Origin of the sequence: Brevibacterium moorei, from assembly GCF_024580735.1 — a bacterium.
GTDB lineage: Bacteria > Actinomycetota > Actinomycetes > Actinomycetales > Brevibacteriaceae > Brevibacterium > Brevibacterium moorei.
In genome coordinates this window covers 179,549-200,619 of record NZ_JANIJX010000003.1, presented here as the reverse complement: position 1 = coordinate 200,619, position 21,071 = coordinate 179,549, and the positions used below count along the sequence as shown (strand labels likewise).

Genomic DNA, 21,071 nt, shown 5'->3' with positions numbered 1-21,071 from the left:
ACTACCGCCCGCCCCTTGGAGGTGGCCCCTATGGAATCAGCCGGGAGCGCAGATGCGGACGAAGTGACGGCGCCACAGGGCTACCGGACCTTTCTGCACGTGCTGGTCAACACAGCCGCCGCGAATGTGACGACCAGCTTCGTCTGGTTCGCCCTGACCTTCTGGGCCTATGCGCAGACGCGCAATGTGATCGTCGCCGGCGTCATCGCCGCGGCCTATATGCTCTTCGTCTCCGTTTTCAGCATGTTCTTCGGCACCCTCGTCGACCGGTTCCGCAAGAAGGCGGTCATGACCTGGGCCACGCTCGCCGCCCTCATCGTATTCGCCCTCGACTCCGCCGCCTTCTTCGCAATTGGCGAGCAACGGATCATCGACCTCGGCCTGCCGTGGTTCTGGCTGTTCGCCATCGTCCTCTTGGCCGGCGCTGTGGTCGAACAACTGCGCTCCATCGCGCTGTCGACGACGGTGACCCTGCTGGTCCCGGCCGAGCGCCGCCCCAACGCCAACGGCCTGGTGGGCACCGTCCAGGGCGTGGGGATGATCGTCACCAGCGTCTTCAGCGGACTCTCCGTCGGATTCCTCGGCATGGGACCGACCCTGCTCATCGGGGTCGGAGCGCTGACACTGACCCTCCTCCACCTGCTGTCACTGCGCATCCCGGAACGCCGGATCGCGACCGCGGGCGAGGTAACCGGCTGGGTCGACCTGCGCGGCGGCTGGCTGGCCGTGGTGGCCGTCCCCGGGCTGGTGGCCCTGGTCCTGTTCACAACCGTGAACAACCTATTCAGCGGCGCAGCCATGGCCGTGATGGACCCCTACGGCATCGAGATGTTCGGCGTGCAGGGGTGGGGCATCTGGTTCGCCGTCATGTCGACCGGGTTCATCGTCGGCGGCTCGGTCGTCGCACTCAAGGGGCTGGGCCGCAATCCGATTCGCACGATGCTGCTGCTGGCCGCGGCGATCGGCCTGATCGGAGCGCTCAGCACGATCCGCGAACAGGGATGGGTCTTCATCCTCGGGATCTGGGTGTTCATGGCCCTGATTCCCGCGATCGAGGCCGCCGAACAGACGGTCATCCAGCGCGTCGTGCCCTATGAGAAGCAGGGGCGGGTGTTCGGCTTCGCCAATACGTTCGAAGCCGCAGCGGCACCGATCACCGCGCTGCTGGTCGCTCCCCTGGCCGAACTCTGGATCATCCCCGCCCTGCGCACCGAGGCGGGGGCCGCCCTCTGGGCGCCGGTGCTGGGCAGCGGGCACAATCGCGGCATCGCCCTGATCCTGTTGGCCACCGGGATCGGGTGCATCATCCTGGCGGGGATCGCCGCCCTCACGCCACAGTACCGATTGCTCTCACGCCGCTACGCGCAGACAGGGACGCCCACATGACACGTCCGGTCATCACCACGCAAAGGCTCGAACTGCGGCCGATGACGCCGGCACACCTGCCCTTGCACCGGCAGCTGGACACGGATCCCCAAGTGATGCGGTTTCTGCTGGGCCGTGCGCGGAGCCTTGCGGAGACCGACGAGTTCTGGACGCCGAGGTGCGCCGACACCAGCGCGGATGCCGTAGGCCTCGGCTGGTGGGTCGGGTATGCAGGCGACCGGTTCGTCGGCTGGTGGGACTTGGGCCGCGGCGACTCCGAACCCGGCGCGACGTTGGAACCCGAGGCAGCGTTGCAACCCGACGAGGCTGAGATCGGCTGGCGGGTGCTGCGCTCGCAATGGGGGCCAGGGGTATGCGCCGGAGGGGGCCAGAGCGCTCCTGCAGTACGCCTTCGGAACAGTCGGGCTGCAGCGCGCGTGGGCGGAGACGATGGCGGTCAATACCCCCTCCCGGCGGGTCATGGAGAAGATCGGGATGCGCCACATCAGGACCGAGGTCCGGCACTGGGACGATCCGCTACCAGGGGCGGAACTGGGCGAGGTCGTGTATGAGATCACCGGGGAGGAGTGGGAGCGGCGCGCGATGCTAAGGCCGGATCGTACGTAATACAGCCGCCGTCAGTCGATCGGCATAGGCGTCGTTCAGCTCCCCTGTCCTCAACAACCACCGGTGAAAGATCGGGCCGAAGATCAACTCGACCACCAACTCCGAATCCACCGATTCAGAAGCCTGCCCCACCACGACAGCTGCCTCGACTCGCAGCGCAGTGGCCTCCATTTGAGGTCGGAGGAGTCGTTCAACAAGATCCCGGGATACATCCAGATCGGCTTGGACCTCTGCCACCAGCGCACGCTGCAATCGATCCGTCGAAGCGTCTCTCAGCTCAGTAACCGTGGCACGGATGAGGGTCCGCAGATCCGCCCCCCACATCCCCAGTGTCTGGGATGACGACCTCGCCGCCGTCCTGACTGTTCTGCTCCAGGATGGCATCGAACACTACCGCAGCCTTGGACGGCCACCACCGATAAATGGTCTGCTTCCCCACACCGGCGTCCGCAGCGATTCCCTCGATGCTCATCCGAGAATAGCCGACATCTCGGGCCAGTTGAAGTGCCGACGTCAGGATTGCCGTGCGCGCTCGTTCACTGCGACGAGCAACATTGGGCCCCGGGGCAAAGGCACGCTTGTCACTGGAGTTCACACTCGCCTTTCCTCGGTTATGTGTGGATGCTGCGACGGATGCATCTTCATTTGACGCGTTCTGAGGTGAGGCCGACATGAAAAACATCCTAACTGAGTCAACGAGACGGTCCGTCTTGACTCGTTCGGACCGTGTGAGTAACAATGACGAGACGTATCGTCTCGCTTAGGGAGTCTGTTATGACCATGTCACTTTCCACTCCACGCACATGGTTGATTACCGGTGCCGGACGCGGGCTGGGACGCGCATTCGCCGAGGCTGCCGCAGCCAATGGCGATAACGTCGTCGGAACGGTCCGTGCGCGAGGAGCTCTAGACGACCTCGTCAGGGATCATCCGGATACCGCGGCAGAGGTCGTACTCGACGTCCGAGATGCGACCGACGTGCAAAATGCCATCAACTGTGCTGCCAAGATCTTCGGCGGGCTCAATATTGTCGTCAACAACGCCGGCACTGGGTTCGTGGGCGCCCTCGAGGAAGTCACCGAGTCCGAGGCTCGGGACCACCTCGACCTAAATCTGTTCGGCGCTATGTGGGTCTCCCGTGCCGCGATACCCCACCTCCGCGCCTCCGGAGGTGGGGATCTCGTGCAAATTTCGACAGTCGGCGCCATCGGTTCCATGCCCATGTTCGGCCTTTACAACGCCGGCAAATGGGGCTTAGAGGGTTTCAGCGAGGCCCTTGCCGCCGAGGTGGCACCATTCGGCATCTACGTCACGATCGCACAGTTGGGCGGATTCGCTACAGACTGGGCGGGTTCAAGCATGCCCTTTGCCCATCCCCTGGATCAGTACGATAGCCAGCGCACCGCCGCATTCGGAACTTCCGAAATCCCCTGGCCCCATAACGATGCCGCCGCGTCCGCCCAGGATGCGGACCCCCGCATTGCGGCCAGGGCACTCACCGAACACCTCCGTCGCCCAGAGCGACCGATGCGTGTCCTCATCGGCAACGACGCATCCGAGCTGGCCACCATGGCCTACGCAGCTCGGCGTGATTCCTATGGAACAAACAGAGGGTTCGAGTGGCCGTCCTAATCGCGTTAGTGGACTCCACGCATCACCCGATGCAGTCCCGGTAGTCAGCTCATCTGTGCCAACCACTGGGAGATTTCGCTCATCGGCATAGGCTCGAAATCGTGCGCGTCGACTCCGACGTGAAAGGAGTTTCCCTGTGGCCCATGGTCGATGTCGTGAGTATGCCCGTGAATGAGCGGCAGCCCGGTGTCGGTAGGACGCAACTTGGCATACCGATCCTCGCCGTGCGAGTCTCCTGCATATGGAAAGTGGCTGATGACCACCTCGCGCCCATCAAGCGCCGCGGTGACCTCCTCTGTCAGCAACTGCCACCCAGCGTGTTCCAGCAGCTCTGCATTGAGTGCTTTGTACTTCGCGCTCGCGCGGTAGTGCGACCAGAAGACGTCATGATTGCCGGGCACGATGAGTTTTCGGCCATTGAGTGCGGCAGTGAGACCGATCGAGCGTTCTCGCTCTCCGAGCGCAAGGTCGCCAAGATGAAGGACAGTGGCATCTGGACCCACGACATTGTTCCAGCGGCGGATCAGTTCGCCGTTCATCTCCTGAACGCTACTGAACGGGCGGCCGCAGAGTTCGATGATGCGAGCGTGCCCGAAGTGGGTATCGCTCGTGACGAAATCTACAGTGGAGAGATCGAGAGCCGCCTCACTCACAGTCATGCTGGGTTTCCCTTCGCGAACGCTGCTTCCTGAAAATGATGAGCCGATCAGTCTATGTAGGAGCCTGTGTTGAGGTCAATCGAGCGACTGACGATGTCCACTGTCATCGCAGTCTTCCCATGGCTGTCGAGAGAAGACACGAAAGAGGCCCGGACCGCGCAGATTCCTGCGGGTCCGGGCCTCCGACCAGCCTTGATGGGCTTCGGGCTAATTCCGGGACTCTAGAAGTCCCGGTCCTCGTCTTCGGTATTGACTGCCTTGCCGATGACGTAGCTGGAGCCGGAACCAGAGAATAAGTCATGGTTGCGGTCAACACCCCCCTCCCGATGGGTATGGAGAAGTTCGGGATGCGCCGCTTCAGGACCGAGGTCCGGCGCTGGGACGATCCACTACCAGGGGCGGAACTGGGCGAGGTCGTGTATGAGATCACCGGAGAGGAGTGGGGACGGCGCGTAGAGCGAATGCTCTAGTGCAGCTTGGCGGCCCGCTGCTCCACGAGCGAGATCAGATCGCTCAGGCCTTTGTGGTCAAGCGGAAGCTGCAGCCCGGTGGTGGACTTCTCAGACAGCGGGTCCTGCGCGTCGACCGGATCATCGGCCCGATACACATCGATGCCGATTCGATCCATGAGCGCATGGATATTGCCCGAGTTCGGGTCGCGATCAAGAGTCTGGAGACTGACAGTCACAAACACGTCGTCCCGTTGCCCTGCGACCCACATCCAGTTGGAGAGGTCGAACGGCGGATCGAGCCGTCCACCGCTCGTATAGTTCCGCAGCCCGCGACCAGCAATGCCCCGCGTCTTCACACTGAAGCCGGCGGCTTTCAGAGCACCGGCGATAAGGTTGCGCTGAGCGTTGCGCGCGGTAACGTAACCAGCACGAGCCTTCTGGAACACACCGATGCTGTCCAAATCAACACTCACTTCAAACGGACTCCCGTGCCGACCAAACTGAGATAGCCTGCGGCGCGGCCCTATGCCAACATTTCAAGTCAGCATAGGACCGCACAGTTCAGACGTCCAACTACACCCGTCCTGTTACCGAACGTACTCTACCCACGAGACGTCCTCGGATCGTTCCCTGGCGCGATTGTGTCCTGGGCACGAATCCTCCCATTGAGTCCGCGGACTTGGAGTTCGCCTCCACCGTCATTCCGGAGGATGGCACGAGCCCGATCGATACCATCGGCCTGCGTTGGAACGACTGCGCTTGCACGGCTGGCACCGGGTTTAACCACTGCCCAACTGCCGTCGCCTTGACGCTGTACTACACGCTTGTTTATGTCTGACACGGTGAGCCTTTCGCTCTAGTCGCAAAGTGCCTGACGCTACGATCTCAGATCTGTGAGAAGAAATGCACTTCCCGCACGACCGGCGCATTGTGTAACACGCCGAGGTGCACGTCAGGTACGATGGCGACAGCAGGGCAAGGAGGACCAGTCCATAGCCCTGCTGTCAGCCTGTTGATTTACTTAGATTTCTTTGCGGGCTTCTCTACGACGGTCGTACGCGGATGGCGTGCGGCCGTCGCTCTCGTTACGAAGCGACCTGTGATTGCGCTACGCGCGCGACCTTTACGGATTGCCATGTTCACCTCCTCCTATTATTTGAGTGCGGGCAAATTGTGGGCTGAGCATCAATTCGATGCTTCCGCCCGGCTTATGGGTGAAACCCGGTGGCCTGCCAGTTGACAGGCCACCGGGCCTGTGACCTGGGATCACTTAGAAGTCCCAGTCCTCGTCTTCGGTGTTGACGGCCTTGCCGATGACGTAGCTGGAGCCGGAACCGGAGAAGAAGTCGTGGTTCTCGTCCGCGTTGGGGCTCAGCGCCGAGAGGATCGCCGGGTTCACATCGGTCACCGCCGCCGGGAACATGGCCTCATAGCCCAGGTTCATCAGCGCCTTGTTCGCGTTGTAGTGCAGGAACTTCTTGACGTCCTCGCTCAGGCCCACGCCGTCGTACAGGTCGTGGGTGTACTGGACCTCGTTCTCGTACAGTTCGAACAGCAGGTTGAAGGTGTAGTCCTTCAGCTCCTGCTTGCGCGCCTCCGACTCCAGTTCCAGGCCCCGCTGGTACTTGTAGCCGATGTAGTAGCCGTGCACGGCCTCGTCGCGGATGATCAGGCGGATCAGATCCGCCGTGTTCGTCAGCTTCGCGTGGCTCGACCAGTACATGGGCAGGTAGAAGCCGGAGTAGAACAGGAAGGACTCCAACAGGGTCGAGGCGACCTTGCGCTTGAGCGGGTCGTCGCCCCGGTAGTAGTCCAGCACGATCTTCGCCTTGCGCTGCAGGTTCTGGTTCTCCGTAGACCAGCGGAAGGCCTCGTCGATCTGCTTCGTGTTCGACAGGGTGGAGAAGATCGAGGAGTACGACTTCGCGTGCACGCTCTCCATGAACGCGATGTTCGTGTAGACGGCCTCCTCGTGCGGGGTCAGGGCGTCGGGGATCAGAGAGACCGCGCCCACTGTGCCCTGGATCGTGTCCAGCAGTGTCAGCCCGGTGAAGACGCGCATCGTCAGCGTCTTCTCATCCTCCGTCAGCGTCGCCCAGGACTGCACGTCGTTGCTCAGCGGCACCTTCTCCGGCAGCCAGAAGTTGGCCGTCAGCCGGTCCCACACCTCGGAGTCGACATCGTCCTGGATCCGGTTCCAGTTGATCGCGTCGACGTGCGACACGAGAGTGAGCTTCTCGCCCGAAATCATTTATCCACCCAGTTATTCGTAACAGACAGTTGTGTGATGTGTACGGTCACAGCATGCAGGATACGCAGCCATCGACCTCCGTGCCGGCCAGGGCCAGCTGGCGGATGCGGATGTAGTAGATCGTCTTGATGCCCTTGCGCCACGCGTAGATCTGCGCCTTGTTGATGTCACGGGTTGTGGCGGTGTCCTTGAAGAACAGCGTCAGTGACAGGCCCTGGTCGACGTGCTGCGTCGCCTCGGCGTAGGTGTCGATGATCTTCTCGTAGCCGATCTCGTAGGCGTCCTGGTAGTACTCCAGGTTGTCGTTGTCCATGAACGGCGCGGGGTAGTACACGCGGCCGATCTTGCCCTCCTTGCGGATCTCGATCCGGCTGGCGACCGGGTGGATCGAGGAGGTGGAGTTGTTGATGTAGGAGATCGAACCCGTCGGCGGCACGGCCTGCAGGTTCTGGTTGTAGATGCCGTGTTCGGCGACCTGTGCCTTGAGTTCGCGCCAGTCGTCCTGGGTCGGGATGTGGATCCCGGCCTCGGCGAAGATGCCGGCGACCTTGTCGGTGCGCGGCTCCCACACCCCGTCGATGTACTTGTCGAAGTATTCCCCGCTGGCGTACTTGGAGCGCTCGAAGCCGTCGAAGGTCCGGCCGCGTTCCTTCGCGAGCTCCATGGACGCCCGCACCGCGTGGAAGGCCACGGTGTAGAAGTACATGTTCGTGAAGTCCAGACCCTCGTCTGAGCCGTAGTGGATCCGTTCGCGGGCCAGGTAGCCGTGCAGGTTCATCTGTCCCAGGCCGATCGCGTGTGACATATCGTTGCCGCGTTCGATCGAGGGCACCGAGGTGATGTGCGATGCCTCGGAGACCGCGGTGAGTCCGCGGATCGCCGTTTCGACGGTCCGTCCGAAGTCATCGGAGTCCATCGTCAGGGCGATGTTGAGCGAACCCAGGTTGCAGGAGATGTCCTTGCCGATCTGGGCGTAGCTCAGGTCGTCGTTGTAGGTGCTGGGATCGGCGACCTGCAGGATCTCCGAGCACAGGTTCGACATGGTGATCTTGCCGTCGATCGGGTTGGCCCGGTTCACGGTGTCCTCGAACATGATGTACGGGTAGCCGGACTCGAACTGGATCTCCGCCAGGGTCTGGAAGAATTCGCGCGCGTTGATCTTCTTCTTGTGGATCGCCGCATTGTCGACCATGTTGTAGTACTCGTCGGTCACGCAGACTTCCGTGAACGGCTTGCCGTAGACCTGCTGCACGTCGTACGGGCTGAACAGGTACATGTCCTCATTGCGCTTGGCCAGCTGGAAGGTGATGTCGGGGATGACCACGCCCAGGCTCAGCGTCTTGATCCGGATCTTCTCATCCGCGTTCTCCCGCTTGGTGTCGAGGAACTTGTAGATGTCCGGGTGGTGCGCATTGAGGTACACAGCACCTGCGCCCTGCCTGGCGCCCAGCTGGTTGGCGTAGGAGAACGAGTCCTCCAGCAGCTTCATGATCGGGATGACGCCGGAGGACTGGTTCTCGATCTTCTTGATCGGGGCACCGGATTCGCGGATGTTCGTCAGGCTGAATGCCACGCCGCCGCCGCGCTTGGACAACTGCAGGGCGGAGTTGATCGAGCGGCCGATCGACTCCATATTGTCCTCGATGCGCAGCAGGAAGCAGGAGACGAGTTCGCCGCGCTGCTTTTTGCCCGCGTTGAGGAAGGTCGGGGTGGCCGGCTGGAAGCGCCCGGAGATGATCTCCTCGACCAGCTGGCTTGCCAACACCTCGTCGCCGGAGGCCAGGAACAGCGCGACCATGACGACACGGTCCTCGAAGCGCTCCAGGTAGCGCTTGCCGTCGAAGGTTTTCAGCGTATAGGAGGTGTAGAACTTGAAGGCGCCCAGGAAGGTCTGGAAGCGGAACTTCTTCTTGTACGCCTGCTTGGACAGCCGGGAGATGAACTCGAAGGAGTACTGGTCGAGCACCTCGCGCTCGTAGTAGTCGTGTTCGACCAGGTACTTCAGCTTCTCCTCGAGGTCGTGGAAGAAGACCGTGTTGTTGTTGACGTGCTGCAGGAAGTACTGGCGGGCGGCCTGCTTATCGCGTTCGAACTGGATCCGTCCGTCGGCGTCGTAGAGGTTGAGCATGGCGTTGAGCGCATGGTAGTCCAGATCCGTGTCCTCGCGGATGACGGCCTCTAGATCTCGCTTCTCTGCTGTCGTTGACACAGTTCTTCCAACCCTTCGTCGACTTTGGCCACGTCCTCCGGGGTGCCCAGGAGTTCGAACCGGTAGAGCACGGGGACGTTGCACTTGGCTGCCACCAGGTCGGCGGCGCGGCAATAATTCTGGCCGAAATTCGTGTTCCCAGCCCCGATCACACCGAGCAGATTGGTGCGATTGGCCTTTGCGGTGGCGAGGAACTTCTTGACCTGTTTCGGAACGGAGCCCCGATTGGGCCCGGCGCCGTAGGTCGGCGTGATGAGCACGTACGGTTCGTCGATCTCCGGCATCTCATCGCGCGTCAGCAGGGGCAGACGCTGCGTGGGATGCCGGAGTTTGCGGGCGAACTTGTGCGTGTACTCGGAGCTACTGGAATAGTAGACGACGAGCATCTCAGGCCACGCTGGGCGCTTCCGTTTCGGACGCCAGGGCCGAGATCTTATCGGGACGGAAGCCCGACCAGTGATCGTCGTCGGTGACGACGACCGGTGCCTGCATGTAGCCCATGGCCTTGACGATGTCCAGGGCCTGCGCATCCTGGCTCAGGTCGACCGAACGGTATTCGATTCCACGCGCATCCAGCGCCCGGTACGTCGCATTGCACTGGACGCAGGACGGCTTGGTGTAGACGGTGACCATAATCGGGTTTCCTCCAACATTCGGGCGTGTATCTGCAGGTCACAGGATCCGCGTCCCCGCAAGCTCCCAGCCCCTGGGATAACGGAGCCGGTGCGGAATTCGGGTAGTAGGGGCTTCACCCCGACAACCACTAGATCTTGTGTTCAAGAGAAGACGATACCCCTACATAAGCCGATTTTCCAGTGCGATTTCAACCGTCCGGGCCCTATCACACCACCCCCTGTGCATAGCTGTGCACAGGGGGTGGACAGCAGAATTCACCGGGTGGCTTGAGCCCTCCCCCGCGTCCCAGAAGCCGCCTTCCGCGGTTTCTCGCGGATCGCTCAACACACGTCGTCCGGTACCGATTCGCGGGAATGAATCACATATCGAACGGATGCGGAGTTTTCCACAGGATGCGTACACCGTTCCGGGTCCACGTCGCTCTTCTCACAGCGTCTGAATTTGCATTCAGAGCGGGCTGGGTTATGGCTCCGACTGCGCGCCTTCGGTACCCTGCCTGGCCCGCGCCCGGGCCTCGGCCACAGCGACGAATGCCAGCACCAGAGTGCGGGCCGCCGCCTCCGTAGCCGGTTGCTCCACCCTGGCCCTGGCGATGAGTTCGTCCTTGTCGAATCCCAGTGCGGCCAGGGCCTCGGCATTCCACCGCTCCATCGCGTCCGGGCCCTCGTGTTCCGGATGGAACTGTACGCCCCACGCCGCCTCACCGATGCGGAAGGCCTGATAGTCCAGCACCGCACTGCCGGCGAGCACCACCGCGTCCTGCGGCAGTGCGGTGATCCGATCGACGTGACTCTCGATGAACCGGGTGGTGCGCGGCAGGCCCCGAAACAGCGTATCGCCGGCTGCGGCCTCGGTCATGGTGATGGGCGTGGAGCCCTTTTCCGGAGCGCCGGTGGCAGCAGCGACCGTGCCGCCTGCGACCTGGGCCAGCAGCTGGCAGCCCAGGCAGATGCCCAGTAGCGGGATGCCATCGGCCAGGCAGCGGGCCACCAGACCGGCCTCGCGGGCCAGCCAGGGTGCGCGAGCCGTGTCATCGGGCATGAAACCGCCGCCCAGGGCGATCATGCCGTCGTAGGCGTCCAGTTCGTCCACCGCGGGAAGAGTTCCGTGCGCGCCGAAGCGCACATCGAACTCGACCCCGGCGGCCACCAGCCAGCCGGCCAGGTGCCCGGGACCCGACTCGGGGTCGTTGACCACGACGAGCAGGCGCGCAGCCGGGCTCGGAACCGGGGAATCAGGCATCCGCGGCCTCGTCCCGGGCCCCGAACTCGGCCAGATACGCCGGATCGTGGGCTTCGAGGACGCGCAGCAGGTTCAGTCCGCCGATCCCGTCGAGTTCGGCCTCGCTCCAGCCCCGCGAGCGCAGCTCGGTGAACAGGGCCTGGTACTTCCCCGCGTTCTCCAGGCCGGTGGGCATGGAGTCGGTGCCGCACAGGTCGGCGCCGAGTGCCAGGTACTGTGCGCCGATCCGGTTGCGCACCCAGTCGCAGTGGTCTGCGACCTGGGCGACGGTCACCTCGGGTTCGGGCCCCGTGGAGCCGGCCTGTGCCCAGGCATGGCGTTCGGCGGATACGAACGATGGGACGAAGGTGATGCCCAGAACCCCGCCGTTGGCCGGCAGGCGGTCGATGACGTCGGTGGGGACGTTGCGCGGGTGCGGATTGATGTCCGCGACGCAGGAGTGGGTGAAGACCACGGGCAGCTGGGTCTGGTCGAGCACCTGGTGCATGACTTCGGCGGATACGTGGGACAGGTCGGGGATCATTCCGATCCGGTCCATCTCCGCCACGACCTGCTTGCCGAATTCGCTGAGTCCGTGGTGGACGGGTTCGTCGGTGGCCGAATCGGCCCAGCTGTGGGTGGTCGACCAGGCCAGGGTCATATAGCGCACACCCAGGCGGGCGTAGGCGCGCAGCACGCCCAGGGATTCGTCGATCTGTTGCCCGCCCTCGGCGCCCATCAGCGAGGCGGTGCGGCCGCTGCCCCAGACCGCACGGATGTCGGCGGCGGTGGGCGTGTAGACCAGCCGGTCGGGGTGGGCGGCGATGATCCGGTGGACCATGTCGATCTGTTCGAGCGTGGCGGTCACGGCGGCGGGCCCGGAGATCGCGGAGTCTACGTAGACCGACCAGAACTGGGCGGCCACCTCGCCTTCGCGCAGCTGGTCCAGGGTGGTCATCGGCACGGCCTGCGGGTCGTTGACCGGGGCGATATCGCTATCGCATTCCTCCCGCAGATACCAGGCCAGATCGTTGTGTCCGTCGAATACCAGGGTCATGGGTCTCCTGTCAGAGGGTCTGTCGGTGCAGAGGGTCTATCGGCGTGGGCGCAGCTCGCGGTGCCGGCCGGCCGCGAGGCGGCCAGGACACCGGGAGTCCAGCCTAGTCCCTGGCGCATTTCGGCTGTGTTCCGGGCCACGTGGCGGGTACCCGGCCGGTGGCCTCGAGCTCTCCGGCCAGGTACTTCGCGACGGCCGCCATGGCGTGTGGGTTGTCCGAATACGTGGCCAGCACGGTGCGTGCCCCGGCCGGGGCCTTCTTCCACGGCGCACCGGTGTTGACGACCACCCGCGCCGAGGTTCCCGTCCCCAGGGCAACGCTCGTCGTGCCGGACCCGGCGGATTCGCGCACGCTCAGGCCTGCGGCCTTGGCTGCCTTGGTCAGGGCTTTGCGCGCGGGTTCCTCTCCCCCGACGATGTGGATCGCCTTGGCGGGCTTCGTCACGGTGCACGCACCCTTGAGGACGCTCAGGGATTTCTCCGACAGTCCTGTCAGCGCGGTGTCCGCCGCTTTGGTCGCGGCCTTGGCATCGCCGTGGTCGGGTGCCTGGGCGGCGGCGCGGTCCTGCCACAGCTGCATGGCGACGACCCGCCCGGCGGCTTCGGTGATGCGTTTCTTCGAGATGTCGCCGGAGTCGATCGCCTGGGTCAGGGCCTTGATCGCCGCGGTCGTGTCGGCCGGCATGAGTGCCAGGTCGGCACCTGCGCGGATGGCCTTGACGGTCTCCTGTCCCGCTGGCTCCTTGATCGCGCCCATGTTCAGGGCATCGGTCACCGCGACCCCGTCGAAGCCCTGGGCGCGCAGGGCCTTGTACACGGCGGGGCTGAGCGAGGCGGGCACGTCCGTGTTGCCCGGCAGGCCGATGTGGCCGACCATCGTCATCGGCACGCCCGCTTCATCGGCCGCGGTGAAGGGCACCAGGTCCCGCTTCTTCATCTGCTTGATGGATTTCTTCGACACGGGCAGTTCCGAGTGGGAGTCGACGGTCAGGGCGCCGTGGCCCGGGAAGTGCTTGGCGCTCGAGGCCACGCCCGCGGTGTTGTAGCCGGTGATCGCGGCTGCCACCGTCGTTCCCACCGCCTTCGGGTCGTCGCCGGCCGAGCGGACGTTGATCGTCGGGTCCGCCGCGCCGATCGTGACGTCCGCGTCGGGGGCGAAGTCGGCGGTGAAGCCGAGTTCGCGCAGTTCGCCACCTTGGCCGGAGTAGGCCGCCGTGATGGTCTTCGCGTCCCGCGCGGCCCCTGCGGCCATGAGCGGCGGGTAGCCGGTCGCGGCGTCCTTCAGCCGGGCGACCGGACCGCCCTCCTGATCGACGCCGATGAATACCGGCCAGGCGCGGTCTCCGCGGGCCTCGCCGATCGTTCTCGTGGTCGTGCGCACGGCGTCCGCGGTGGGGGTCTGGGGCAGGTTGTAGCCCATCACGATGGCCCCGGCCAGGTGGTTCTTCTCCACCAGGTCCTGCGCGGTCTGCGGATCGGTGCCGTCGTATTGAGCGATGACGACGGAGCCGGCGAGCTCTGCCGTGTCCATGTCCGCGACGATCTGTTGGGCCCGGTTCCGGTCCGCAGCGGACACACCTGCGGCGGCCGGCGCCCCTGGCTTGGCCGAGGTGGCGGGGTCGGACCCGCCGTCGGCCCGTGTGGACTGCTGGGCGGCGGCCGAGGTCTCAGCCGGTTGGGGTGCACCACCCGAGCCGGAGCACCCGGCGAGGGCCAGAAGGGATGTCAGGGCGAGGATCGCGGTCTTTCGCATCCCTTAATGCTAACGATCTTCGGTACGGCCCACACCAGGGTGACCATGACGAACAACTCCACCAGCGTCTGAGTAACCACGACGACCGGTGTCAGGGCGTGGCCGGTGGCCAGCGCCAGTGGCAGCACGACCAGGGAGTTCCGGGTCACTCCACTGAACAGCAGGGCCCGCCGGGCGGGCACATCGATCCGGTCCCCGCCGGGCAGTCCCACGGCCCAGCCCAGTGCGGTCATGCACCCGGCGAAGAGGACGAAGACCAGCGCGGCTGTGGCCAGTGCCAGCAGATGGGCCACCACCCCGCTGATCTGCGAGGCAACCACCAGGGCGAGCACCACCATCATGATGGGCACCATGAGACCGGACATGGCACCGTGCAGGTAGCGCGCCCAGCGGAGGCGGCGCTCCAGGGCCTGGACTGTCAGGGCCGCCACCAGGGGAAGCAGGATCAAGGTGACGAAGGCCTCGGCGAAGGGTGCAGGGTGCAGGCCGGCCAGGGCCGAGGGGCCGGCGAAGAGCCACAGGTAGCCCGGCAGCAGCAGTGCCTGGGCGCACATGAGCAGAGGGGTGGCGGCCAGCAGCCGGTCGGCTGCGCCCCCTGCCAGCCCGGTGAACACGATGACGTAGTCCACGCAGGGGCACAGCAGGACCAGGAGCACGCCCAGCAGCAGGGCCGCGTCGCCGGCGACGAATCGGAACAGGCAGAAGACGATCACGGGTGCGGCCAGGAAGTTCAGCAGCCCCAGGCGCAGCAGGAAGCGCCAATCGCGCAGGGCGCCGCCGGCCAGTCGGGCGAACGGCACGCCCAGGAAGGTCGAGAAGAGCAATAAGCCCAGGGTGGGGTTCACTCCCGCGGCCAGGCCCGCCGCTGCGGGCCACGGGAGTGCCAGGCCGAGGCCGGCGCCGAACGCCAGGGCCGCCAGGTACAGCGACACCTGCCGGCGTTCGGCCCAGGCCACGAGTCCTCCACGGCGCGTGACCGCACCGGGACCGGCCGTGGACCCAGCCGGGGCCGAGGCCTCGTCAGCCAAGGGTGCGGGCGAGCTCTTCCGCCCGGCTCCGCGCCCGCACCGTCGCCGCCGCGCGCAGTTCACCGGCCAGGGCCGGATCTAGTTCGGGCAGCAGGTCCGCCAGGGTGCGGTCGACCGCGATCGATTCCACCGCCATGCCCATGGCCCCGCCCAGCAGGACGTCGAAAACGGGCAGGATGTGGTCGTGGGACGCGAGGAACGCAGGGTCGTCGTAGGCGGCGCCCCGGGTGGTGATGACGATGACGGGCTTGCCGGCCAAGGGGCCCTCGGTAGCGACGTCGGCGGTGGTGCGGCCGGGTACGTGCAGGTAGTCCAACCAGGCCTTCAGGGGCGAGGGCAGGGAGTAGTTGTACATGGGGGCTCCGATGACCACTGCGTCAGCCGCCTCCAGTTCCGCGATGAGTTCGTCCTGCAGTGCCGCGGCGGGGTCGTCGGCGGCGATACCGGGGCGGTGGGCGAAGTGGAGGGCGAATTCCGGCAGGTGCGGCAGATTCTGGGCGGCCACATCACGGTGAACCACGGAGCCGCCGGCGGCCTGCCAGGATGCGGCGAAGGCCCCGGTGAGTTCACGGGAGACGGAATCGGGGTTGATGGACGAATCGATACGCAGAAGTTTCGGCATGTGATCAAGCCTACGACGGATGGGCCCGAGTTCTGACACCGCTGCGAATCCGACAGTGCCGACCAGTGCAAACGTCACCGGCCGGCACTGTCGAGAGAGAACACTCTGCAGTTGTAGGAATCATGACAGGCTGGTATCCATGGGAACCGAACGCAGCTCAGCAGTGAAGTACGTCTCCGGTAGCGGTTCGCTCGGCGACCTCCCGTACGGGCGTCTCGAACGACTGATGGCGAAGGACCATTCCGACCTCAAGGGCGAACTCACCCGCGAGGGCATATGGAACATGGTGACCCTGATCTGCTGTGCGGCGGTCATCGGGGTGGTGCAGACCTGGGGACCCATGATGATCACCCCGGGACGTGCTCCGAGCGACAACGTTCCGATGAACAGCGGCCTCAGCGAAGTGCTCATGCCGCTGAGCCTGCTCCTCGGTGGAATCGGTCTGCTGATGATCGGCGTGACTTGGTGGAAGCAGGGCCGGCTGTGCAGGTACGAATTCGCTGTAGCGGCTCTTGTCTCCATCGTCTGCTGCGGTGCGACGGCCAGGTGGGCCCGCATGTCCGATGACGTCTCCCCGTTCGCATTCGTCGTGACCTGGCTCGACATCGCGCTGGCCGGAATCGTACTGGTTCTCCTGGTCTTCGCCTCGCGCCGAGGGAACACCCGAGTCGCCGGCTTCGAGCAACTTGGAGAGAAGATCCGCGCCTTGCCGGAGGTGCAGCAGGAGGCGATCCTCGCATCGCGGGACGAAGTGTTCGCCTGTGTGCTGAACCGGGATCCGGGGATGCGGGGAGAAATAGAGCAGGCCCGCAGACTACCGGTGGGCGATCTTTGGAAGGCCGAGCGGTTCTATGTGAAGAAGCACGGCTGGCCAACCGCAAGAGACTCGTGATCTCTCTTCGCAGCTTGACCGCGGGCGATGATGGAATGGGTCGTCGGGTTTCATCACGACCGTGACCACCGCACGACCATTCCGCGTCATCTGAACGAACATCATGTCGTTCTCTGCCGGGGGAAGTTCTTGGGAAAACCCTTATGAAACAAGCAAAGGCCCCGGAAACTCAAGGTTTCCGAGGCCTATCTGGTGGAGATGGGGGGAATCGAACCCCCGTCCGCAAGCAAGTTGCCGAGTCTTCTCCGGGCGCAGTCCGTGACTGTGTTTCTTAGGTCCTGGTTCTCACACGAACATGTGAACCAACGAACGGAGTCGAGTAAAAGTCCCGAGAACACCCTCGACATGTGTTCTCAGCAGTGGCTCCCTAAACGACGCCAGCTACCGGGGCGGAAGCAAACCCGGACTGACGGAGTCGCTCGCTAGCTCAGGCTGCGAGGGCGAACTCGGTGCGGTTGTTAGACTTAGCACCTATTGTTTGCGAAGGACATTAACGAGATGACTTCGCGTTCTCGGCCCGCTTCTCTCGACGCGTTGTCCCACGTCGAAACCGATCATCCCCATATTCAGTTACCAAACCGTGTACCGACCGACCTTCCGATCATTCGGCACACCGGTGGAACACCGTACACCGGCTCACTATTCCCCGCCGCGTTCCCGCACACGAAATAGAAAACCGACGAAGCTCAACGATACCCCAGGAACAGGGGTCGCGCCAGTCAGCGGTTCTTGCCGCGGTTCTTCCGCAGGGCATCCGACATGGCACGGCGGGCCTCCAGGTTGTCCTGGCGCTCCTTGATCGCCTGCCGCTTGTCCCAGTCCTTCTTACCCTTGGCGATCGCGATCTCGACCTTGACCCGTGAACCCAGGAAGTAGATCTCCAAGGGCACCAGGGTGCGCCCGGACTCGCCCAACTTCTGCTCGATCTTGAGGATCTCGTCGCGGTGCAGCAGCATCTTGCGGCGCCTGCGCGCAGAGTGGTTCGTCCAGGATCCCTGCAGATACTCCGGGATGTACGCCTGTTCGAGCCACGCCTCGTCCTGGAAGATCAGTCCGAAGGCGTCGGTCAGTGAGGCGCGGCCCTCGCGCAGGGATTTGACCTCGGTGCCGGTGAGCACCAGGCCCGCTTCGAAGGTCTCTTCGATGTGATAGTCGTAGCGGGCGCGCCGATTGCGCGCCACCACTTTCTTCTCCGGTGCGGGCCGCTCATCGGCGACCGACCCCGCATGCTTCTTAGCCATTCTCAAGCCTCTTGGGCTGCTTCCTTTTCCTGTTCCTTGCGCCACCGGATGCCGGCCTCGATGAACCCGTCGATGTCACCGTCGAACACACCCTGCGGGTTGTTGACCTCGTATCCCGTCCGCAGGTCCTTGACCATCTGGTAGGGGTGCGTGACGTACGAGCGCATCTGGTCGCCCCAGCTGGCCTTGATGTCGCCGGCCAGGCTCTTCTTCTCCCGCTCTTCTTCCTCCCGCTTGAGCAGCAGCAGGCGGGACTGCAGGACGCGCATGGCGGCGGCGCGGTTCTGAATCTGTGATTTCTCGTTCTGCATCGAGACCACGGTGCCGGTCGGGATGTGCGTGATGCGCACAGCGGAGTCGGTCGTGTTGACCGACTGGCCGCCGGGGCCCGAGGACCGGAAGACGTCAATGCGCAAGTCGTTCTCGTCGATGTCGACGTGGTCGGTCGTCTCGATCAGGGGCACGACCTCGACGGCTGCGAACGAGGTCTGGCGCCGGCCCTGGTTGTCGAACGGGCTGATGCGCACCAGCCGGTGTGTACCGGCCTCCACACTGAGCTTGCCGTAGGCGTACGGGGCGTTGAACTGCACGGTGGCGCTCTTGATCCCCGCACCCTCGGCATAGGAGGTATCAAGTTCCTGCACGCCGATGTCGTGCTGCTCCGCCCAGCGGATGTACATCCGCGTGAGCATCTGCGCCCAGTCCGTCGCATCGTCACCACCGGCGCCCGAGCGCACGGTCATCACGGCTGCGCGCTCATCGTATTCGCCGTTGAGCAACGTGGAGATCTCCAACTGCCCCAAGTCCTCGCGGAGCTTGTCGATCTCGGCCTCCGCCTCGGCCAGAGCGTCCGGATCGTTCTCCTCCTCGCCCATCTCGACGAGGAGTTCGACGTCCTCGATCCGGGAGTCGAACTTCTCCAACCGCTCCAGGGTCGACTGACGGTGCGAGAGCTTCGAAGTGACGGCCTGGGCCTCATCCGGGTGATCCCACAGGTCCGGAGCAGCAGCCTGTTCCGTGAGCTCGGCGACCTCGCTGCGCAGCAGGTCGACATCGGAGACCTCGCGAATCGAGGAGAACGTCTGTTGCAGGGCGGCGATTTCAGCCGCAAAGTCCATGGCCATAATGCCTCAATCCTAATGGACGCCCGGTCGACACGACAGGCACCCCCTGGAACTCGCCACACCCCACCATGAGCAAGTCCCACGCGAAGTCGGAAATATTTCACAAGAAACTCTTGCAAACAGTCCGAAACGCTCTATAAGGTCAGTAACAGATAGACGTGACTCACAACACTCATCAGCGTAGCGAGGTCCCCTTGGAGCCCATCGATATCATCTCCGGCGAGGTGCACAATCGTATCCGCGAGCGCGGCATCGACCCGCGGCTGGACTCCGGGCTGACCCGTGAACTCATCGCCGAGACCATTGCCGACTACGATGAGCGTACCCTCTCCGGGAGCCTGCCAATCGTCGCCGACAAAGACGAGCTGGGGCGTCTGATCGCCGACGATGTCGTGGGTTTCGGCCCCTTGCAGAAGTATCTGGACGATCCCGAAGTCGAAGAGATCTGGCTCAATGGCCCACACGCGGTCTACGTCAGCCGGTCCGGGGTCAGCGAATTGACCACGACGGTCTTCACGGAGGCCCAGGTCGATGATCTGATCGAGCGGATGCTGCGCACCACCGGACGCCGGGTCGACCTGAGCAGCCCCTTCGTCGACGCCAGTCTGCCCGATGGCTCCCGCCTCCACGTGGTCCTGCCCGATATCACCCGCAGGTACCCGGCCGTGAACATCCGTAAATTCGTCACCCGCCCGCACGGCCTCGACGCCCTGGTGGCCGCAGGCTCCCTGACCCCTGCTGCGGCGCACTTCCTACACGCGGCGGTGACCTGCGGGGCGAATATCATGATCAGCGGCGCGACCCAGGCCGGCAAGACCACAATGTTGGCCGCTTTGACCGGCTCGATCCCCAGTCGCGAGAGAGTCATCACCTGTGAGGAAGTGTTTGAATTATCTGTGCGGGCCCGCGACTGGGTGGCCCTGCAGTGCCGCCAGCCGTCTTTGGAGGGCACCGGCGAGGTCACCCTGCGCACCCTGGTCAAGGAGGCCCTGCGCATGCGGCCCTCACGGATCATCGTGGGCGAGGTCCGCGAAGCCGAGGCCTTCGACATGCTGATCGGTATGAATTCCGGCCTGCCGGCCATGTCGAGCATCCACGCCAACTCCGCCCGCTCCGCCGTGACGAAACTGTGCACGCTGCCGCTGTTGGCCTCGTCGAACGTCGACGCGGGGTTCGTCGTGCCCACAGTCGCCGGCTGCGTGGACATCATCGTGCACCTGCGGATGAACGCGCAGGGCCACCGGACTGTCGAGGAGATCGCTGCGGTACCCGGCGGGGTCGAAGGCGATGTCGTCGAGTTGGAGACCCTGTTCACCCGTGACCGGGCCGGCCGGCTGCTGCGCGGTTCCGGCTTCTCACATCTGGGCGACCGGTTCGCCGGCTCGGGTTTCGACCTGCACGACATTCTGGAGCAGGCGGCATGAGCTCATCGACACAGGCCGTTCTGGCGGGTCTGGGACTGGGCATCGGCCTCTTCCTGATCTGGTGGTCCATGTGGCGGATCGAACGCCCACTGCGCACTCCCACACGCTTCACCACGGAGACCCGCGATATGCTCACCGCCGCGGGCCTTCCGCGCACCTCGGTCGCCCAGTTGCTGGGCCTGTGTGCCCTATCCGGCCTCCTGGTGGGTGCCGTGGGACTGCTGTTCACCTCGGTCGTGAGCATCAGCGCCTGTTTCGCATTGTTCGCAACCACCGGCCCCTACTTCTTCGTTCGGGCACGGGCCCGCCGCACCCAGGTTCAGCGCCGCGGGTTGTGGCCGGAGGCGATCGACCACCTGAACTCCGGGATCAGGGCGGGCCTGTCCCTGCCCGAGGCCGTGTGCGGCCTGGCCGAACGCGGACCGGACCAGCTGCGGGGCCTGTTCGCCGTCTTCGCATCCGAATACCGGGCGACGGGATCGTTCGGCGCCGCCCTCGACGCATTCAAGGCAGCCGCCGCCGACCCTGTGGCCGACCGGATCGTCGCAGCCCTGCGCATCACCCGGGAGGTCGGCGGCACAGATCTTGGCACGATGCTGAAAACCCTGGGGAGCTTTCTGCGCGAGGACGCGCGCACCAGGGCGGAACTGATCGCCCGCCAGTCCTGGACCGTCAACGGCGCCCGGCTGGCAGTCGCCGCGCCCTGGATCGTCCTGGCCCTGCTCGCCACGCGCACGGAGACGACTACCGCCTACGACAGCGTGCAGGGATCCCTGCTACTGGGCGGCGGGCTGGTCGTCTCGCTGGCGGCCTACTCGGCGATGAAGCGAATCGGCAGGCTGCCGGAGGAACCCCGGGTGCTGCGATGAGGAGGCCAT

General features: G+C 64.5%; 22 protein-coding genes, 1 other RNA gene and 1 pseudogene. 7 read left to right on the top strand and 17 right to left on the bottom strand.

The features are described from left to right. Window positions 1–30 precede the first annotated feature (30 nt). The 3 genes and pseudogenes from NQ034_RS03850 to NQ034_RS03845 all read left to right on the top strand — a co-directional run bounded on the left by NQ034_RS03850 (window position 31) and on the right by NQ034_RS03845 (window position 1,992). Window positions 31–1,386: an MFS transporter gene (locus NQ034_RS03850; RefSeq protein WP_257047115.1), complete on the top strand. Its 1,356-nt coding sequence runs from the start codon at window positions 31–33 to the stop codon at window positions 1,384–1,386. After that, window positions 1,383–1,682: pseudogene (locus NQ034_RS16375) on the top strand (GNAT family N-acetyltransferase); the annotation flags it as partial. The gene NQ034_RS03850 and the pseudogene NQ034_RS16375, both read left to right, overlap by 4 nt. Then, window positions 1,594–1,992, top strand: a complete 399-nt coding sequence (locus tag NQ034_RS03845) for a GNAT family N-acetyltransferase (RefSeq protein ID WP_257047114.1) — start codon at window positions 1,594–1,596, stop codon at window positions 1,990–1,992. The pseudogene NQ034_RS16375 and the gene NQ034_RS03845, both read left to right, overlap by 89 nt. On the opposite strand, the gene NQ034_RS16370 is transcribed toward NQ034_RS03845, so the two are convergent. Beyond that, window positions 1,972–2,316, bottom strand: a complete 345-nt coding sequence (locus tag NQ034_RS16370) for a TetR-like C-terminal domain-containing protein (RefSeq protein ID WP_373456818.1) — start codon at window positions 2,314–2,316, stop codon at window positions 1,972–1,974. The genes NQ034_RS03845 and NQ034_RS16370 overlap by 21 nt on opposite strands. Beyond that, window positions 2,270–2,665, bottom strand: coding sequence for a TetR/AcrR family transcriptional regulator (locus NQ034_RS16365; protein WP_373456817.1), 396 nt, complete (start codon window positions 2,663–2,665; stop codon window positions 2,270–2,272). The genes NQ034_RS16370 and NQ034_RS16365 overlap by 47 nt, the downstream gene beginning before the upstream one ends. A gap of 101 nt (window positions 2,666–2,766) precedes the next feature. Here NQ034_RS16365 and NQ034_RS03840 point away from each other — a divergent pair, with 101 nt between their 5' ends. Then, window positions 2,767–3,624 carry an SDR family NAD(P)-dependent oxidoreductase gene (locus NQ034_RS03840; RefSeq protein WP_257047113.1) on the top strand — a complete coding sequence of 286 codons (858 nt, stop codon included), beginning with the start codon at window positions 2,767–2,769 and terminating at the stop codon, window positions 3,622–3,624. A gap of 44 nt (window positions 3,625–3,668) precedes the next feature. Here NQ034_RS03840 and NQ034_RS03835 read toward each other — a convergent pair whose 3' ends face one another. The 12 genes from NQ034_RS03835 to NQ034_RS03780 all read right to left on the bottom strand — a co-directional run bounded on the left by NQ034_RS03835 (window position 3,669) and on the right by NQ034_RS03780 (window position 15,512). After that, complete coding sequence (locus NQ034_RS03835) at window positions 3,669–4,283, bottom strand: metallophosphoesterase (protein WP_257047112.1); 615 nt, start codon at window positions 4,281–4,283, stop codon at window positions 3,669–3,671. 466 nt (window positions 4,284–4,749) lie between these two features. After that, a complete protein-coding gene (locus tag NQ034_RS03830; protein WP_257047111.1) occupies window positions 4,750–5,208 on the bottom strand; it encodes a hypothetical protein in 459 nt (152 codons plus the stop codon). 128 nt (window positions 5,209–5,336) lie between these two features. Further along, the gene (locus tag NQ034_RS16360; RefSeq protein WP_257047110.1) at window positions 5,337–5,576 is read right to left on the bottom strand and encodes a DUF2188 domain-containing protein; all 240 of its coding nucleotides are present in this window, start codon (window positions 5,574–5,576) and stop codon (window positions 5,337–5,339) included. Window positions 5,577–6,005: 429 nt separating this feature from the next. After that, window positions 6,006–6,986: a class 1b ribonucleoside-diphosphate reductase subunit beta gene (gene nrdF / locus NQ034_RS03820; RefSeq protein WP_257047109.1), complete on the bottom strand. Its 981-nt coding sequence runs from the start codon at window positions 6,984–6,986 to the stop codon at window positions 6,006–6,008. A gap of 46 nt (window positions 6,987–7,032) precedes the next feature. Beyond that, on the bottom strand, window positions 7,033–9,195 hold the full coding sequence (gene nrdE, locus NQ034_RS03815) for a class 1b ribonucleoside-diphosphate reductase subunit alpha (RefSeq protein ID WP_257047108.1): 2,163 nt from the start codon (window positions 9,193–9,195) through the stop codon (window positions 7,033–7,035). Next, window positions 9,165–9,581, bottom strand: a complete 417-nt coding sequence (gene nrdI / locus NQ034_RS03810; RefSeq protein WP_257047107.1) for a class Ib ribonucleoside-diphosphate reductase assembly flavoprotein NrdI — start codon at window positions 9,579–9,581, stop codon at window positions 9,165–9,167. Before nrdI ends, nrdE begins: the two co-directional genes overlap by 31 nt. 1 nt (window position 9,582) lies before the next feature. Beyond that, window positions 9,583–9,831: a glutaredoxin-like protein NrdH gene (gene nrdH / locus NQ034_RS03805; RefSeq protein ID WP_257047133.1), complete on the bottom strand. Its 249-nt coding sequence runs from the start codon at window positions 9,829–9,831 to the stop codon at window positions 9,583–9,585. Window positions 9,832–10,293: 462 nt separating this feature from the next. Further along, window positions 10,294–11,073, bottom strand: a complete 780-nt coding sequence (locus NQ034_RS03800) for a type 1 glutamine amidotransferase (protein WP_257047106.1) — start codon at window positions 11,071–11,073, stop codon at window positions 10,294–10,296. Then, window positions 11,066–12,109, bottom strand: coding sequence for a dipeptidase (locus NQ034_RS03795; RefSeq protein ID WP_257047105.1), 1,044 nt, complete (start codon window positions 12,107–12,109; stop codon window positions 11,066–11,068). The genes NQ034_RS03800 and NQ034_RS03795 overlap by 8 nt, the downstream gene beginning before the upstream one ends. Before the next feature lie 103 nt (window positions 12,110–12,212). Further along, window positions 12,213–13,862, bottom strand: coding sequence for a glycoside hydrolase family 3 N-terminal domain-containing protein (locus NQ034_RS03790; protein WP_257047104.1), 1,650 nt, complete (start codon window positions 13,860–13,862; stop codon window positions 12,213–12,215). Further along, window positions 13,835–14,890, bottom strand: a complete 1,056-nt coding sequence (locus NQ034_RS03785; RefSeq protein ID WP_306427954.1) for an arsenic resistance protein — start codon at window positions 14,888–14,890, stop codon at window positions 13,835–13,837. The genes NQ034_RS03790 and NQ034_RS03785 overlap by 28 nt, the downstream gene beginning before the upstream one ends. Further along, the gene (locus NQ034_RS03780) at window positions 14,883–15,512 is read right to left on the bottom strand and encodes an FMN-dependent NADH-azoreductase (protein WP_257047103.1); all 630 of its coding nucleotides are present in this window, start codon (window positions 15,510–15,512) and stop codon (window positions 14,883–14,885) included. Before NQ034_RS03780 ends, NQ034_RS03785 begins: the two co-directional genes overlap by 8 nt. 139 nt (window positions 15,513–15,651) lie before the next feature. On the opposite strand from NQ034_RS03780, the gene NQ034_RS03775 reads away from it, so the two are divergent. Further along, complete coding sequence (locus tag NQ034_RS03775; RefSeq protein WP_257047102.1) at window positions 15,652–16,404, top strand: hypothetical protein; 753 nt, start codon at window positions 15,652–15,654, stop codon at window positions 16,402–16,404. Between the two features lie 190 nt (window positions 16,405–16,594). On the opposite strand, the gene ssrA is transcribed toward NQ034_RS03775, so the two are convergent. The 3 genes from ssrA to prfB form a co-directional block, all read right to left on the bottom strand. Then, window positions 16,595–16,966: a transfer-messenger RNA gene (ssrA, locus tag NQ034_RS03770) on the bottom strand. A 157-nt stretch (window positions 16,967–17,123) separates the two neighbouring features. Beyond that, window positions 17,124–17,645 (bottom strand): SsrA-binding protein SmpB, encoded by a 522-nt coding sequence (gene smpB, locus NQ034_RS03765; protein ID WP_257047101.1) that lies wholly within the window; start codon window positions 17,643–17,645, stop codon window positions 17,124–17,126. Window positions 17,646–17,647: 2 nt separating this feature from the next. Next, entirely contained in the window at window positions 17,648–18,769 is a 1,122-nt protein-coding gene (gene prfB, locus NQ034_RS03760; protein ID WP_257047100.1) for a peptide chain release factor 2, read from the bottom strand. 194 nt (window positions 18,770–18,963) lie between these two features. Here prfB and NQ034_RS03755 point away from each other — a divergent pair, with 194 nt between their 5' ends. Both NQ034_RS03755 and NQ034_RS03750 read left to right on the top strand, forming a co-directional pair. Further along, on the top strand, window positions 18,964–20,193 hold the full coding sequence (locus NQ034_RS03755; protein WP_257047131.1) for a TadA family conjugal transfer-associated ATPase: 1,230 nt from the start codon (window positions 18,964–18,966) through the stop codon (window positions 20,191–20,193). Further along, window positions 20,190–21,062 carry a type II secretion system F family protein gene (locus NQ034_RS03750; RefSeq protein ID WP_257047099.1) on the top strand — a complete coding sequence of 291 codons (873 nt, stop codon included), beginning with the start codon at window positions 20,190–20,192 and terminating at the stop codon, window positions 21,060–21,062. Before NQ034_RS03755 ends, NQ034_RS03750 begins: the two co-directional genes overlap by 4 nt. Window positions 21,063–21,071 lie beyond the last annotated feature (9 nt).

Coding starts and splice junctions, on each gene's coding strand:
- NQ034_RS16370 (WP_373456818.1), bottom strand. CDS start 2,316: ATGTGGGGGGCGGATCTGCGGACCCTCATCCGTGCCACGGTTACTGAG.
- NQ034_RS03790 (WP_257047104.1), bottom strand. CDS start 13,862: ATGCGAAAGACCGCGATCCTCGCCCTGACATCCCTTCTGGCCCTCGCC.
- nrdI (WP_257047107.1), bottom strand. CDS start 9,581: ATGCTCGTCGTCTACTATTCCAGTAGCTCCGAGTACACGCACAAGTTC.
- NQ034_RS03800 (WP_257047106.1), bottom strand. CDS start 11,073: ATGCCTGATTCCCCGGTTCCGAGCCCGGCTGCGCGCCTGCTCGTCGTG.
- NQ034_RS03840 (WP_257047113.1), top strand. CDS start 2,767: ATGACCATGTCACTTTCCACTCCACGCACATGGTTGATTACCGGTGCC.
- NQ034_RS03795 (WP_257047105.1), bottom strand. CDS start 12,109: ATGACCCTGGTATTCGACGGACACAACGATCTGGCCTGGTATCTGCGG.
- NQ034_RS03835 (WP_257047112.1), bottom strand. CDS start 4,283: ATGACTGTGAGTGAGGCGGCTCTCGATCTCTCCACTGTAGATTTCGTC.
- NQ034_RS03775 (WP_257047102.1), top strand. CDS start 15,652: ATGGGAACCGAACGCAGCTCAGCAGTGAAGTACGTCTCCGGTAGCGGT.
- NQ034_RS03845 (WP_257047114.1), top strand. CDS start 1,594: ATGCAGGCGACCGGTTCGTCGGCTGGTGGGACTTGGGCCGCGGCGACT.
- NQ034_RS03750 (WP_257047099.1), top strand. CDS start 20,190: ATGAGCTCATCGACACAGGCCGTTCTGGCGGGTCTGGGACTGGGCATC.
- smpB (WP_257047101.1), bottom strand. CDS start 17,645: ATGGCTAAGAAGCATGCGGGGTCGGTCGCCGATGAGCGGCCCGCACCG.
- prfB (WP_257047100.1), bottom strand. CDS start 18,769: ATGGCCATGGACTTTGCGGCTGAAATCGCCGCCCTGCAACAGACGTTC.
- NQ034_RS03780 (WP_257047103.1), bottom strand. CDS start 15,512: ATGCCGAAACTTCTGCGTATCGATTCGTCCATCAACCCCGATTCCGTC.
- NQ034_RS03850 (WP_257047115.1), top strand. CDS start 31: ATGGAATCAGCCGGGAGCGCAGATGCGGACGAAGTGACGGCGCCACAG.
- nrdF (WP_257047109.1), bottom strand. CDS start 6,986: ATGATTTCGGGCGAGAAGCTCACTCTCGTGTCGCACGTCGACGCGATC.
- NQ034_RS16365 (WP_373456817.1), bottom strand. CDS start 2,665: ATGTCGGCCTCACCTCAGAACGCGTCAAATGAAGATGCATCCGTCGCA.